The organism is Streptomyces sp. CoH27 (assembly GCF_020181035.1).
In the GTDB taxonomy this organism is placed as follows: domain Bacteria; phylum Actinomycetota; class Actinomycetes; order Streptomycetales; family Streptomycetaceae; genus Streptomyces; species Streptomyces camelliae.
On the sequence record NZ_JAIQYY010000004.1, the window covers coordinates 260,352 to 274,653 of the forward strand.

Annotated in this window: 10 protein-coding genes; 7 read left to right on the forward strand and 3 right to left on the reverse strand. The window is 72.5% G+C overall.

What is annotated here, in order from left to right; all coding sequences use genetic code 11:
* Window positions 1-2: 2 nt before the first annotated feature.
* The gene (locus LE548_RS08270; RefSeq protein WP_225096002.1) at window positions 3-368 is read right to left on the reverse strand and encodes a DUF6479 family protein; all 366 of its coding nucleotides are present in this window, start codon (window positions 366-368) and stop codon (window positions 3-5) included.
* A gap of 141 nt (window positions 369-509) precedes the next feature.
* On the opposite strand from LE548_RS08270, the gene LE548_RS08275 reads away from it, so the two are divergent.
* The 6 genes from LE548_RS08275 to LE548_RS08300 all read left to right on the forward strand — a co-directional run bounded on the left by LE548_RS08275 (window position 510) and on the right by LE548_RS08300 (window position 9,713).
* Window positions 510-1,688, forward strand: a complete 1,179-nt coding sequence (locus LE548_RS08275; RefSeq protein ID WP_225096003.1) for an acyl-CoA dehydrogenase family protein — start codon at window positions 510-512, stop codon at window positions 1,686-1,688.
* Between the two features lie 9 nt (window positions 1,689-1,697).
* Complete coding sequence (locus tag LE548_RS08280) at window positions 1,698-2,540, forward strand: oxygenase MpaB family protein (protein WP_225096004.1); 843 nt, start codon at window positions 1,698-1,700, stop codon at window positions 2,538-2,540.
* Window positions 2,541-2,657: 117 nt separating this feature from the next.
* Window positions 2,658-4,826 carry a tetratricopeptide repeat protein gene (locus LE548_RS08285; RefSeq protein WP_225096005.1) on the forward strand — a complete coding sequence of 723 codons (2,169 nt, stop codon included), beginning with the start codon at window positions 2,658-2,660 and terminating at the stop codon, window positions 4,824-4,826.
* A gap of 554 nt (window positions 4,827-5,380) precedes the next feature.
* On the forward strand, window positions 5,381-6,946 hold the full coding sequence (locus LE548_RS08290; RefSeq protein ID WP_225096006.1) for an NAD(P)/FAD-dependent oxidoreductase: 1,566 nt from the start codon (window positions 5,381-5,383) through the stop codon (window positions 6,944-6,946).
* A 95-nt stretch (window positions 6,947-7,041) separates the two neighbouring features.
* A complete protein-coding gene (locus LE548_RS08295; RefSeq protein ID WP_225096007.1) occupies window positions 7,042-8,154 on the forward strand; it encodes a nitronate monooxygenase family protein in 1,113 nt (370 codons plus the stop codon).
* Window positions 8,155-8,162: 8 nt separating this feature from the next.
* Window positions 8,163-9,713 (forward strand): acyl-CoA synthetase, encoded by a 1,551-nt coding sequence (locus LE548_RS08300; protein WP_225096121.1) that lies wholly within the window; start codon window positions 8,163-8,165, stop codon window positions 9,711-9,713.
* A gap of 40 nt (window positions 9,714-9,753) precedes the next feature.
* Here the strand turns inward: LE548_RS08300 and LE548_RS08305 are convergent, their stop codons facing one another.
* Window positions 9,754-12,159 carry a penicillin acylase family protein gene (locus tag LE548_RS08305; RefSeq protein WP_225096008.1) on the reverse strand — a complete coding sequence of 802 codons (2,406 nt, stop codon included), beginning with the start codon at window positions 12,157-12,159 and terminating at the stop codon, window positions 9,754-9,756.
* Between the two features lie 104 nt (window positions 12,160-12,263).
* Here LE548_RS08305 and LE548_RS08310 point away from each other — a divergent pair, with 104 nt between their 5' ends.
* Complete coding sequence (locus tag LE548_RS08310; protein ID WP_225096009.1) at window positions 12,264-13,760, forward strand: acyl-CoA synthetase; 1,497 nt, start codon at window positions 12,264-12,266, stop codon at window positions 13,758-13,760.
* Here the strand turns inward: LE548_RS08310 and LE548_RS45955 are convergent.
* Complete coding sequence (locus LE548_RS45955; protein WP_308030033.1) at window positions 13,757-14,302, reverse strand: metalloregulator ArsR/SmtB family transcription factor; 546 nt, start codon at window positions 14,300-14,302, stop codon at window positions 13,757-13,759. The two genes, LE548_RS08310 and LE548_RS45955, sit on opposite strands and share 4 nt — an antisense overlap.

The window sequence follows — 14,302 nt, forward strand, 5'->3', positions numbered from 1 at the left end:
GATCAGTGGGCGCCGAGGCCGCCGCCACCGAACGAGCCGCTGGACCCCCTGCTCCAGCGCGGCCGCTCCTTCGACGCGCTCGGCCTGGTGTCCTGGTTGCTCAGCTGGTACGGGGTGAGCGGGCGGCCGCCCTCGGGGGGCACGGGAACCTCCTGGGATTCCCTGTTCTCCCGCACTTCGCGCACCGGCCCCTCCGGCGGCAGCTTGGGCTGCTCCTCGGGGCGCGGCCGGGGGGATTCGCGGTACTTGACGCGGGAGGTCAGCCAGAAGCCGCCGGCGAGAAACCCGAGCACAGCCACGGCTACGACGAACAGGACGAGGCTCATGAGGCCGCTCGCTGCGGCCAGCTGCGTCGATGCGGTACTCATAGGACAGGCATACCCCACTCAAACCCGGGCGAACCAGACACAATGCGTGACCAATTCTTCCCGGGCACGCCATTCCCAATTTCTGTAACACGTTCTACGGTGTGCGCCGTCAGGACCGCCCTTGGGGAGCCTGGAGGCGCCGTGCACCTCGACCACACGCCCGAGCAGCAGCGACTGCGCGCCGAGCTGCGCGCCTACTTCGCCGAACTGGTCCCGGACCATGCCTACGCCCGCTACGGCGACAAGGCCGCACAGAAGCGGTTCTACCGTGAGACCGTCCGCCGGCTCGGGACCGACGGCTGGCTCGGCGTCGGATGGCCCGAGGAGTACGGCGGACGCGGCATGACGGCGATGGAGCAGTTCATCTTCTTCGACGAGGCCGCGCAGGCCGGCGTACCGCTGCCGCTGATGGCGCTGAACACCGTCGGCCCCACGCTGATGCGGTACGGCACCGAGGAGCAGAAGGCGTACTTCCTGCCACGCATCCTCTCCGGCGAGATCGACTTCGCGATCGGCTACAGCGAGCCCGGCGCCGGCACCGACCTCGCCTCCCTGCGGACCAGGGCCGTACGCGACGGCGAGGAGTACGTCGTCAACGGGCAGAAGATCTGGACGACGAACGGCGACACCGCGGACTGGGTCTGGCTGGCCACCCGCACCGACCCCGCCGCCCCGCCGCACAAGGGCATCACCATGCTGCTGGTGCCGACCTCCGACCCCGGTTACTCGTGCACCGTCATCAACACCCTCGCCTCCCACGACACCACCGCGAGCTACTACGAGAACATCCGCGTCCCCGTCTCCCGCCGCGTCGGCGAGGAGAACCAGGGCTGGCGGCTGATCACCAACCAGCTCAACCACGAGCGGGTCACCCTCGCCGCCCACGGCACCATGGCCGTCCGCGCCCTGTACGACGTCCAGCGCTGGACGATGGAGACCAAGCTCGCCGACGGCCGCCGGGTCGCCGACCTGCCCTGGGTACGCCGGCTGCTGGCCCGCACCCACACCCGCCTCGACGCGCTGAAACTCATGAACTGGCAGATGGTCACGGCTGTCCAGGAGGGCACCCTCACCCCGCAGGACGCCTCCGCCGTCAAGGTCTACGGCTCCGAGGCCCGCCGGGACGCCTATGCCTGGCTCATGGAGATCGTCGCCGCGGCCGGACCACTGAAGGAAGGCTCCGCGGGCACCGTCCTCCACGGCGAACTGGAGCGCGGCTACCGCTCGGCGGTCATCTTCACCTTCGGCGGCGGCAACAACGAGATCCAGCGCGAGATCATCTCCTGGATCGGCCTGGGGATGCCGAGGGTGCGGCGCTAGCCTGCGGGCATGGGCGATCCCGGGCTCTTCACGCCGAACTCCGTGACCTGGCAGATGCACGGCGACCCCATGATGTGGGTCGCCGGTGTCCGCGCGCTGTACCTGCAGGCGCTGCACCCGCGCGCGGTGCGCGGGGTGATCCAGAACTCGGACTTCCGGCGGGACGCCTGGGGCCGGCTGATGCGCACCGCGAACTTCGTCGGCACGACGACCTACGGCACCACCGAGGCCGCCGAGCGGGCCGGCGTCCGCGTCCGGAAGATCCACAGCATGCTGACGGCGACCGACCCGGACACCGGCGAACGCTACGGCGTGGGCGAGCCGCAACTGCTGCTGTGGGTGCACTGCGCGGAGATCGACTCCTATCTGCACGTGGTGCGCCGCTCCGGCTTCCCGCTCACCGACGCCCAGGCCGACCGCTACATAGCCGAACACCGGGTCAGCGCACGCCTGGTGGGCCTCGACCCGGCGACCGTACCGGCGAGCCGCGCCGAACTCGCCGCGTACTTCGAGAAGGTGCGCCCGGAACTGGCCGCGGGAACCGAGGCACGCGTCGTGGACGACTTCCTGCTCCGCCCGCCGACGCATCCCCTTCTCGTACCGGCGCGCGAGCTGCTGTGGCGGCGCGTGGCGCAGTTGGCATACGCCGCCCTGCCGTCGTACGCCCATGAGCTGTACGGCAGACCGGCCCCCGCACCCGCCGTCGTCACCCGTCGGCTGCGGGCCACGGGCAGGCTCCTGCGTGCTGTTCCTGCAACGGTGCGCTGGCAACTGCCGCCCAAACACATCCTGCGCGCGACGGCGAGGCTCGGACCGGGCGCGCGTCCGGCACCGTACAAACTCGGACGATAGGCCGTCATACTGGACGAGCAGGGGGTGTGGCGCGGATCGGGCCGGCGCGGTGTGTCCGGCCGCGGTCCGGGGCGCATCCCGGGGCGGGGCGGACGGCGACGGGGGCGGCGGATCGCTATGGGGGAGAACAGGCTGGTTCAGGGCCGGTACCGGCTGCTCGAACTGCTCGGGCGGGGCGGGATGGGCGAGGTGTGGCGGGCCCGGGACGAGTCCCTGGGCCGGCACGTCGCGGTGAAGTGCCTCAAGCCGCTCGGCCCGTACCACGATCCCGCCCTCGCCCGCGTCCTGCGGGAGCGGTTCCACCGCGAGGCCCGGGTCGCCGCGTCGCTCTCGCACCGCGGAGTGACCGTCGTCCACGACTTCGGCGAGTGCGACGGCATGCCGTACCTGGTGATGGAACTGCTCGACGGCCGCGATCTGAGCCGGCTGCTGGAGGAGAACAAGGGCCACCCGCTGCCCGTCGACGACGTCGCGGACATCGCCGCCCAGGTCGCCGCCGCCCTGGCCTACACCCACCAACACGGCATAGTCCACCGGGACTTGAAGCCGGCCAACATCGTGCGGCTGACCGACGGTACCGTGAAGATCTGCGACTTCGGCATCGCCCGCCTCGGCCACGGCATCGGCTTCACCGCCCGGCTGACCGGCACCGGCGTCGCCCTCGGCACCCCGCACTACATGTCCCCGGAACAGATCGGCGGCGGCGAGGTGGACCAGCGCAGTGACCTGTACTCGCTGGGCTGTGTGCTCTACGAAATCGCCACCGGGGCACCGCCGTTCGACCTGGAGGACGCCTGGGCCGTCCTCATCGGCCACCGCGACACCCCGCCCCGCCCCCTGCGCGAGCTGCGCCCGGAACTGCCCGGCCACCTCCAGGAGATCATCCACGCCCTGCTGGCCAAGCGGCCGGAGGAACGGCCGTACGACGGTGGGGAGTTGCTGCGCAGAATCCGGACCGGGCACATAACGAGCAAGCCAGTCAAGGCCGTTGAGTCAGCTGTCGCGGAGGAGGGGGGCCGACTGCCGTCCTGGACCCATCGCATGACCACCGGGCACAAGGCGCTCGGCGCCGGACCGGGCGCCCTGCCGCCGGACCCCGGGGCGGTGCTGTCGGGCCGTTGGGTCGTGACGCCGGAGGCGGTCGCGCCCCTAAGGAGCGCGGGGTCCCATCTGACCTGGGGCCACCGCCGCGGAGGCGCGAGCGGCCGCAACGGACCGGCGGGCGACCGGCACCCCGTTCCGGCCCTCCCCGCGGAGCGCCTCGGTCCCGACCGCCCCGAGAGCCTGGCCGACCGGTACGAGGCCGCCTTCACCCTCCTGCGCGCCGGCCGGGTCACCGAGGCGCTCGACGCCTACACGGACGTCGCCGAGGCCAGAGCGCGCGTACTCGGTGCCGACCACCCCGACACGCTTGCCGCCCGTCAGGAGACCGCCTACGTGCTCGGCCGGCTGGGCCGCCACTTCGAGGCCCACCAGGTGTACAGCACGGTGCTCGCCGCCCGGGTGCGGGCCATGGGCCCCGACCACCCGGACACCCTGCGCTGCCGGCACAACCTCGCCTGCACCCTCGGCCGGCTCGGCCGGCCGGCCGACGCGCTGCGCGCCGCCCTCGACGTGGCCGGGGCGAGGGCGCGGGTGCTCGGCGCCGACCATCCCGACACCCTGGTCTCCCGCTGTGAAGTCGCCTACGCGCAGGGGCAGTCGGGCCACTGGGAGGAGGCCCTGCGGCTCTACCGCGAGGTCGCCGAAATCCGGGCCCGCGTCCTCGGCGAGGATCACCCCGACACCCTGGCCGCCCGCTACGAGACCGCCCTCAGCCTCGGCCGGCTCGGCCGCAGCGCGGACGCCCTGCGCCTGTACCGCGACCTGATCGAGGACCGCACCCGTGTCCTGGGTCCCGGCCACTGCGACACCCTGCGCGCCCGGCACGGCCTCGGGGTCAACCTCGGCCGGCTCGGTCGCTGGGAGGAGGCCCTGGCAGAGGCCCGCGACGTGTGCCTGCTGCGCGAGCAGGTGCTCGGCCCCGCCCACCCCGACACGCTCGTCAGTCACCGTGAGATCGCCGTGGCCCTGGGCTGGCTCGGCCGCTGGGAGGACGCCCTCACCGAGTATCGCCGGGTCGCCGCCACCCGCGAGCGGACCCTCGGTCCGGACCATCCCGACACCCTCGCGGGCCGCAACGACGAAGCCCACTGCCTGGAGCGGCTCGGCCGGGGCACCGAGGCCGGCGAGCTGTACCGCCGGGTCGCAGTGGTCCGCCACCGGCTCGCGCCCGGCAGCGCCTGACCACGGCGGGGAGCGTGTCGGCGGGGCGGGACTGGTCAGGCCGGGGGTCTGCCGGGGGGTGGGGCGTCTGGCCGCGCCCCGGGGCGTGCCGGTGGGACGGGACTGGTCACGGCTGGGTGTTTGCCAACAATGTGGAGCGCCTGAGCACGGCTGGTGGCTGCCGGTGGCGTGGGGCGTCCGGCCGCGCCGGTGGGGAGGGGCCTGATCGCGGCCGGTGTCTGGCGGTGGCGGGGCGCCCGACCGCGGCCTGCGCCTGCGCCCGACCACCCCCGAGGCCCGCCTGGGCTCCACACGCGGATTCTCCCGAGGCCCGCCTGGGGCTCCGCGCCTGACCACCCCCGAGGCCCGCCGGTGCCGCCGGGCCTGGACACCCCCGAGCCCCGCCCGGGGCTCCGCGCCTGACCACCCCCCGAGCCCCGCCGGTGCCGCCGGGCCTGGACACGCCCGCGGCCCGCCGGGCCCGGATACTCCCGAGGCCCGCCTGGGGCTTCGGGTCCGGACACGTCAGGGGCGCACCTCTGGCCGCCGTGGATCAACACGTGTTACGAAGAACCATGGCTGCCCCTCACGCAACCCGCACGTACGACGCCGTCATCGTCGGCGGTGGACACAACGGCCTGGTCGCCGCCGCCTACCTGGCCCGGGCCGGCCGCTCTGTCCTGGTACTGGAACGGCTCGACCACACCGGCGGCGCCGCCGTCTCCACCCGCGCCTTCGCCGGCGTCGACGCCCGGCTGTCGCGCTACTCCTACCTGGTCAGCCTGCTGCCGCGGAAAATCGTGCGCGATCTCGGCCTCGACTTCCGGGTCCGCGCCCGCACCATCTCCTCGTACACCCCCGCCGAACGCGACGGCCGACCCATCGGCCTCCTCGTCGGCGGCGGCGAGCAGCGCACCCGGGAGGCCTTCGCCCGGCTGACCGGCGGCGCACGCGAGTACGCGGCCTGGGAGCGCTTCTACGGCATGACCGCCCGCGTCGCCGAACGGGTCTTCCCGACCCTCACCGAGCCCCTGCCCACCCGAGAGGAACTGCGCCGCCGCATCGACGACGAGACCGCCTGGCGCACCCTGTTCGAGGAGCCGATCGGCGTCGCCGTCGAGCAGGACTTCGCCGACGACCTGGTGCGGGGCGTGGTCCTCACCGACGCCCTCATCGGCACCTTCGCCGACGCTCACGACCCCTCCCTCGTCCAGAACCGCTGCTTCCTCTACCACGTCATCGGCGGCGGCACCGGAGCCTGGGACGTACCCGTCGGCGGCATGGGCGCCCTCACCGACGCGCTGGCCGCCGCAGCCCGTTCGGCGGGCGCGGACCTCCGCACCGGTCACGAGGCGGTCCGGATCGCCACCGACGGCGACCGTGCCGAGATCACCTACCGCACGGCCGACGGAGAGGGCGTCGCCGCCGCCCGGCACGTCCTGGTGAACGCCTCCCCGCACGAACTGGCCGCACTCACCGGGGACTTGGCACCCGAGCCGGCCGAGGGCGCCCAGCTCAAGGTCAACATGCTGCTCACCCGGCTGCCCAGGCTGCGTGACCCGGACGTCGACCCGCGCGAGGCCTTCGCCGGCACCTTCCACATCGCCGAGGGCTACCGGCAGCTCGCCACCGCCCACGCCCAGGCCGCCGCCGGCGAACTCCCCGCCGTACCGCCCTCGGAGATCTACTGCCACTCCCTGACCGACCCCTCGATCCTCGGCCCCGAACTCGCCGAGCGCGGCTACCAGACGCTCACCCTGTTCGGCCTGCACACCCCTGCCAGGCTCTTCGACCGGGACAACGACGCCGTGCGCGAGGAACTGCTGAAGTCCACGCTCGCCCAGCTCGACGCCCACCTCGCCGAGCCGCTCACCGACTGTCTGGCCACGGACGCCGACGGCCGTCCCTGTATCGAGGCGAAGACCCCGCTCGACCTCGAACGCGACCTCAGGCTGCCCGGCGGCAACATCTTCCACCGCGCCCTGTCCTGGCCCTACGCCCAGGAGGGCACGGGCCGTTGGGGAGTGGAGACGGGCCACGCGAACGTCCTGCTGTGCGGGGCGGGCGCGGTGCGCGGGGGAGGGGTGAGCGGGGTGCCGGGGCACAACGCGGCGATGGCGGTGCTTCAGGCCACCGCGTGACACCGCTACCGCTCACAGACCACCGGTCCCCAAAAAACTGACGGTACGTCAGAAAAACTCTTCCGTCGTCCGGCCGGCTGCGGCATCCTGCGCCCATGCAGACGGAGCTGAGCAAGAGACTGGGAGTCGAGCACGCCGTCTTCGGCTTCACGCCGTTCCCTGCCGTCGCCGCGGCCATCAGCCGGGCCGGCGGCTTCGGCGTGCTCGGCGCGGTCCGCTACACCGCCCCCGACGACCTCAAACGCGACCTCGACTGGATCGAGGCGCACGTGGGCGACCGGCCGTACGGGCTGGACGTGGTCATGCCCGCGAAGAAGGTCGAGGGCGTGACCGAGGCGGACGTCGAGGCGATGATCCCCGAGGGGCACCGGCAGTTCGTACGGGACACCCTCGCCCGGCACGGGGTGCCGGAACTGGCCGAGGGCGAGGCGTCCGGGTGGCGCATCACCGGGTGGATGGAGCAGGTCGCCCGCACCCAGCTCGACGTCGCCTTCGACTATCCGATCAAGCTGCTCGCCAACGCCCTCGGCTCGCCGCCCGCCGACGTCGTCGCCCGCGCCCACGAACGGGACGTCCTGGTCGCCGCGCTCGCCGGCAGCGCCCGGCACGCCCGCAAACATCAGGAGGCGGGCATCGACATCGTCGTCGCCCAGGGCTACGAGGCCGGCGGCCACACCGGGGAGATCGCCACGATGGTGCTCACCCCCGAGATCGTGGACGCCGTCGACCCGCTGCCCGTCCTTGCCGCCGGCGGCATCGGCAGCGGACAGCAGGTGGCCGCCGCGCTCACCCTCGGCGCCCAGGGTGTGTGGCTGGGCTCCATATGGCTGACCACCACAGAAGCCGATCTGCACTCGCCCGCTCTGACCCGCAAGCTGCTCGCCGCCGGGTCCGGGGACACCGTCCGCTCCCGCGCGCTGACGGGGAAGCCCGCACGGCAGCTCCGTACCGAGTGGACCGACGCCTGGGACGATCCGGCCGGACCCGGCACCCTGCCCATGCCGCTGCAGGGGCTGCTGGTGGCCGAGGCGGTCTCCCGGATCCAGAAGTACGAGGTCGAACCGCTGCTCGGCACCCCCGTCGGGCAGATCGTCGGCCGGATGAGCAGCGAGCGCAGCGTCCAGGCCGTCGTCGACGACCTCACCCGCGGCTTCGAGCGGGCCGTGGACCGCATCAACCGCATCGCCGGAAGGAGCGGCCGACCGTGAGCGCACCCGTGAGCACGCCGCCCGCCGGTTTCTGGGCCGAGGCCGCCCGGCATCCCGATCACACCGTCCTCATCGCCCCCGACGGCGAGGAGTGGACCGCCGGACGCCTGCACGCCGCCGCCAACCGGCTCGTCCACGGGCTGCGCGCGGCCGGTCTCGAACGCGGCGACTCCTTCGCCGTCGTGCTGCCCAACGGCGTCGAGTTCTTTACCGCCTACCTGGCCGCCACCCAGGCCGGCCTCTATCTGGTCCCGGTCAACCACCACCTCGTCGGCCCAGAGATCGCCTGGATCATCGCCGACTCCGGTGCCAAGGTGCTCATCGCCCACGAGCGGTTCGGCGCCGCCGCACGCGCCGCCGCCGACGAGGCGGGACTGCCGTCGCGTCACCGGTACGCGGTCGGCGAGGTCGAGGACTTCCGGCCGTACGGCCAACTCCTCGACGGACAGCCGGAGTCGGTCCCCTCGGGCCGCGAACTCGGCTGGGTCATGAACTACACCTCCGGTACGACCGGACGCCCGCGCGGTATCCGCCGACCGCTGCCTGGCAAGGCCCCGGAGGAGGCCTATCTCGGCGGCTTTCTCGGCATCTTCGGCATCAAGCCGTTCGACGACAACGTCCACCTGGTCTGCTCACCGCTCTACCACACGGCCGTCCTGCAGTTCGCGGGCGCGTCCCTGCACATCGGCCACCGGCTGGTGCTGATGGACAAGTGGACTCCTGAGGAGATGCTCCGCCGCATCGACACCCACCGGTGTACGCACACCCATATGGTCCCGACCCAGTTCCACCGGCTGCTGGCCCTCCCGGACGAGGTGAGGGCCCGTTACGACGTCTCGTCCATGCGGCACGCCATCCACGGCGCCGCCCCCTGCCCGGACCACGTCAAGCGAGCCATGATCGACTGGTGGGGGCACTGTGTGGAGGAGTACTACGCGGCCAGCGAGGGCGGTGGTGCCTTCGCCACTGCCGAGGACTGGCTGAAGAAGCCCGGCACGGTCGGCAAGGCCTGGCCCATCAGCGAACTCGCGGTCTTCGACGACGACGGCAACCGGCTGCCGCCCGGCCGGCTCGGCACCGTCTACATGAAGATGAGCACCGGTGGCTTCTCATACCACAAGGACGAGGCCAAGACCCGCAAGAACCGCATCGGTGACTTCTTCACCGTCGGCGACCTCGGCGTACTCGACGAGGACGGCTACCTGTTCCTGCGCGACCGCAAGATCGACATGATCATCTCCGGCGGGGTCAACATCTACCCGGCGGAGATCGAGTCCGTGCTCCTCTCCCACCCGGCCGTCGCCGACGCCGCCGCCTTCGGCATCCCGCACGACGACTGGGGCGAGGAGGTCAAGGCCGTGGTCGAACCGGCCCCCGGCCACGAGACCGGCCCGGACCTCGCCGCCGCCCTGCTGGACCACTGCGCGCGGCAACTCGCCGGTTACAAGCGGCCCAAGAGCGTCGACTTCATCGCCGAGATGCCCCGCGACCCCAACGGCAAGCTGTACAAGCGGCGCCTGCGGGACCCGTACTGGGCAGGCCGCACACGTCCGGTCTGAGCAGGTGTGGTCCCGCCCCATGTGGGACGGGACCACATACTCAGCGGTCGTGCACGTGGACGACCTGGAGCGCGGGCGAGGACAGGATGTCCTTCTCGCAGAACCGGGCCGTCACCCACCGCTCACCGGAGAACAGCCGGGTCTGGTCGCTGGAGTGGGGCGAGTCCGGGTTCGAGGACTGGGAGTACGTCAGCAGCGTGCGGGCCACCGGGCAGGGGCTGCCGTCCCAGCCGACGGCCTGGATGTGACTGGAGCCCGTCGTCACGTCCGCGTAGCCGCCCTGCGCCGCGTTCCAGACGCCCTCGACCTTGTTCCACACGCCGAGCCGCTCCGTGCCGCCGGGCACGGGGATGCGCCGGCCGTCGCGCACCACGAACTGGTGCTCCCCGAGCGGGGAGTCCAGCGCGAAGCCCGCCGCCCGCAGCTCCTGCACCGTGTCCGCGAGCGCCGTGGCGAAGGCCGGGGTGCCGGTGTTCAGCGTGTTCGGCGTGCGGACCGGATCCGCCGTCGAGAACGGCACCTTCCACAGCCGGCCCGACGGCACCGCGTTCGTCAGCTTCCGCCAGAACCGGTCGAACAGCAGGGCGCCCCGGCTGCCGGTGCCCATGGTCCGGTCCCATGCGGCGAGCACCGGGCAGGCCGCGCCGACGTCGACCCGTGTGCCATCGCTCGCCGTCGCGGTGCCGCCGGGCAGCGCGGCACAGGCCCTGGCCGTGTCGGCCGCGGCGAGCTCTCCCGCGGGCGCCCGGTCGGTGAACTCCTGGTGCTGCAGGTCGCGGACGGTCAGCCCGCCTCGCTGCGCCATGGCCGCCACGTCCTCGATCGCGCCCCGGGTGCGCAGCGAGCGTTCGGTGCCGACCGTGCCGAAGATCCGCTCGTACCCGGTCAGCGGCCGGTCGGCGTTGGTCAGCCAGGCGCTGTTGTTGGAGTTCTCCGCGTACGGGGCGTCCTTGAGCGTGGGCATGCGGGCGGGCCCGAAGATGCCGGGCTGGACGGCGTCGGGGTCGCTGCCGGGCGCGCAGTCGCCGCGGGAACCGTCGAGCACCGCGAGCCCCGCCGCCGGGTAGGTCTGCCTGCCGAGGTCGGTGGAGCACCGCGCCACGAGGTCGTCGGTGATGCGGGGCAGCACCTGCGACTGGGTGTAGAGGGTGTGGCCCGAGGAGTCCGCGGCGATGGTGTTCACCCAGGGCAGTCCCTGATGCCGGTCGAGGGACGCGAGGACGTCCGCCGTGGAGCGCGCCTTGGCGAAGTCCAGCGAGGTGTCCGCGAACCGCATGTTCGTGGCGTTCGGGTCGCTGAACGCATAGGCCGTCGTGGTGGTCCAGGGCAGCGGCGGGTTGCCCTGGCTGTGGGCGACGACCGGGCCGTAGCGGGTCCACCACTGGGTCCGGGTGACCGGAGTGCCGTCCTTGACGGCCACGGTCACGGTCCGCCGGGTCATCCGCTCCCGCTCGCCGTCGACCAGGTAGACGGTGGGGTCGGCCGGGTCGAGGGTCAGCCGGGTCAGGTTGTACGGCACCCCGGTGGCGACGGTATGACTCCACGCCACATGTGCGTTGTAGCCGATGGAGATGACCGGCGAGCCGAGCAGCGAGCCGCCCGCGACGTTCAGCTCGCCCGGAATGGTCTCCTGCGACTGCCAGAACCGGCGTCCGCCCTGCCACGGGTAGTGCGGGTTGCCCAGCAGCAGGCCGCGGCCGTTCGCCGTGGTGGCGCCGCTGAAGGCGACCGCGTTCGAGCCCATGTCCGAGTCGGCGGTCCGGGCCCGCACGGACGTGATCAGTGCCTGTGCGTCCACGTTTCGCGGGCGGGCCGCGGAGCCGGTGGGGGGCTGCGCCGAGGTGATGTCGTCCACGGCGCCGCCCTGGCCGCCGAGCACCGCGAGGGCGTAGAACCGGGCGGCCACGTCCAGGGTGCTGACGGGCCGCACCCAGGCGGCGTCCCGGCACGCCGGATCGGTGATCCGGTGCTGCTTCAGCCAGGCGTTGTAGCCGGCGGCGAAGCCCCGCATCAGGTCCTTCACGTCCTTGCTCGGGCCCAGTGGTGCGGGTGCGGCGAGGAGCTTGCGCACCGTGCCGGCCTGCCGCACTCCGCGGAAGTACAGGTCGCTGGAGAGGTTGTCGGACGCGGAGGACAGCGACAGATCGGTCTTCGCGTCCGGTCCGAAGAAGCGCGAGCGGTCGCCGCGTACGGTCACGAAGCCGTCGGCGAGCGTGCACACCTGGTCGGCGGCCTGCGCCCAGCCCGTGCCGAAGCCGAGGTCCGGGTAGTCCTTGGCGACGATGTGCGCAATGCCGTACTCGGTGTAGCGGATGACGGCGGACAGCCCGCCGTGCGAGGGGTGTTCCGGCGGGCTCGGCCGCCCGGCCGCGGCGGCCGGGAGCGCGGACGAGGCGGTGAGCAGGGCGACGGCCGTGACGGCCAGTCGTCTCAGGTGGCTGCGCAATGTGCCTCCCAACGTCATTGAGGGAAGGAGCGGTTGAACCCACCGGGGGGACCATCCTCCCCGGTGCTTGACCTGCCCCGGCGACGGACCGAGGATCATGAGTCATGACGCAGGGACACGGCAGCACGGTTGACGGGGTGCTGCGGCGCAGCGCCCGGCGCACCCCGGCACGGGTCGCGGTGCAGTACGGCGAGCGCCGTTGGACCTACGAGGAACTCGACGACGCCGTCTCCCGCGCGGCCTCGGTGCTGCTCGCCGAGGGGCTCGCGCCGGGCGACCGGGTCGCCGCCTACGGCCACAACTCCGACGGCTACCTGATCACCTTCCTCGCCTGTGCCCGCGCGGGGCTGGTCCATGTGCCGGTCAACCAGAGCCTCACCGGCGACGACCTGGCGTATCTCCTCACCCAGTCCGGCAGCACCCTCGTCCTCGCCGATCCGGGCCTGGCCGCCCGACTCCCGGACGGCGTACGGGTGTTGCCGCTCAGGGACGCGGCGGACTCGCTGCTGGCCCGCCAGGCGGAGGCGCCGCCGTACGAGGGCCCGGAGCCGCGCACCGAGGATCTGGTGCAGTTGCTGTACACCTCCGGTACGACGGCCCTGCCCAAGGGGGCGATGATGACCCACCGGGCGCTGGTGCACGAGTACTTGAGCGCGATCACCGCCCTCGACCTGAGCGCCGGCGACCGCCCGGTGCACGCGCTGCCGCTGTACCATTCGGCGCAGATGCATGTGTTCCTGCTGCCGTATTTGGCGGTCGGCGCGACCAGCATCATCCTGGACAGCCCTGACGGGGACCGTCTCTTCGACCTGATCGAAGCGGGCCGCGTGGACAGCTTGTTCGCACCGCCCACGGTGTGGATCGGCCTGGCGGGCCGGCCCGACTTCGCCACCCGTGACCTCGACGGCCTGCGCAAGGCCTATTACGGCGCCTCGGTCATGCCCGTCCCGGTCCTGGAGCGTCTTCGCGCACGCCTGCCGGGGCTGGCCTTCTACAACTGCTTCGGGCAGAGCGAGATCGGCCCGCTCGCCACGGTGCTCGCCCCTGACGAACACGAAGGCCGGCTGGACTCCTGCGGCCGTACGGTGCTCTTCGTGGACGCGCGGGTCGTGGACGACAAGGGCGAGGACGTGCCCGATGGCACCCCCGGTGAAATCGTGTACCGCTCACCGCAGTTGTGCGAGGGCTACTGGGACAAGCCCGAGGAGACCGCCGAGGCCTTCCGGGACGGCTGGTTCCACTCCGGTGACCTCGCCGTCCGCGACGCCGACGGCTACTTCACGATCGTGGACCGGGTGAAGGACGTCATCAACTCCGGCGGCGTACTGGTGGCTTCGCGCCAGGTCGAGGACGCCCTCTACACCCACGAGGCCGTCGCCGAGGTTGCGGTCGTCGGCCTGCCCGACGACCGCTGGATCGAGGCCGTCACGGCGATCGTCGTCCCCCGCGGCGAGGTGACGGAAGAGCAGCTCATCACCCATGTGAAGGAGAAACTCGCCCCCTTCAAGGCTCCCAAACGGGTCGTGTTCGTCGACGAGTTGCCCCGCAACGCCAGCGGCAAGATCCTCAAACGCGAACTACGGGACCGCTTCGGCGGCTAGCGCACCCGGCGCCGGGACAGCGTCAGACGGCGTCGCTCCCGGTCGAGGCCGGTGACGACGACCTGGCGTCCCGGCACCCTGGCGTCCCGGCACCCTGGCGTCCCGGCACCCTGGCGTCCCGGCACCCTGGCGTCCCGGCACCCGGGCGCCCCGGCACCCGGGCGCGCCCCGCCCCGGCATCTGTGCCCGTGGCGCCCGGTCGGTCGGAGGCTCCGGCCCAGCTCGGCGACGAGGCCGGCGATGCGCTCCTCGTCACGCTCGTAGTGGGTCCACTTGCCCACCCGGGTGGCCCGGACCAGGCCCGCGCGCCGGAGCTCGGCCATGGAGGCCGACACGGTCGACTGGGCCAGTCCCGCCTTCGCCTGGATGTGGCTCACGCACACACCGACCTCGGCCGGGTCGGCGATGGCCTTCTCCGTCGGGAAGTGCCGCTCCGGCTCGCGCAGCCGGCGCAGCATCTGCAGCCGCATCGGGTTGGACAGCGCCCGCAGCGCGTTGACCAGGTCAGGGTCGGTGTCCCGGAGGGGGGCGGTGTCCGTCAT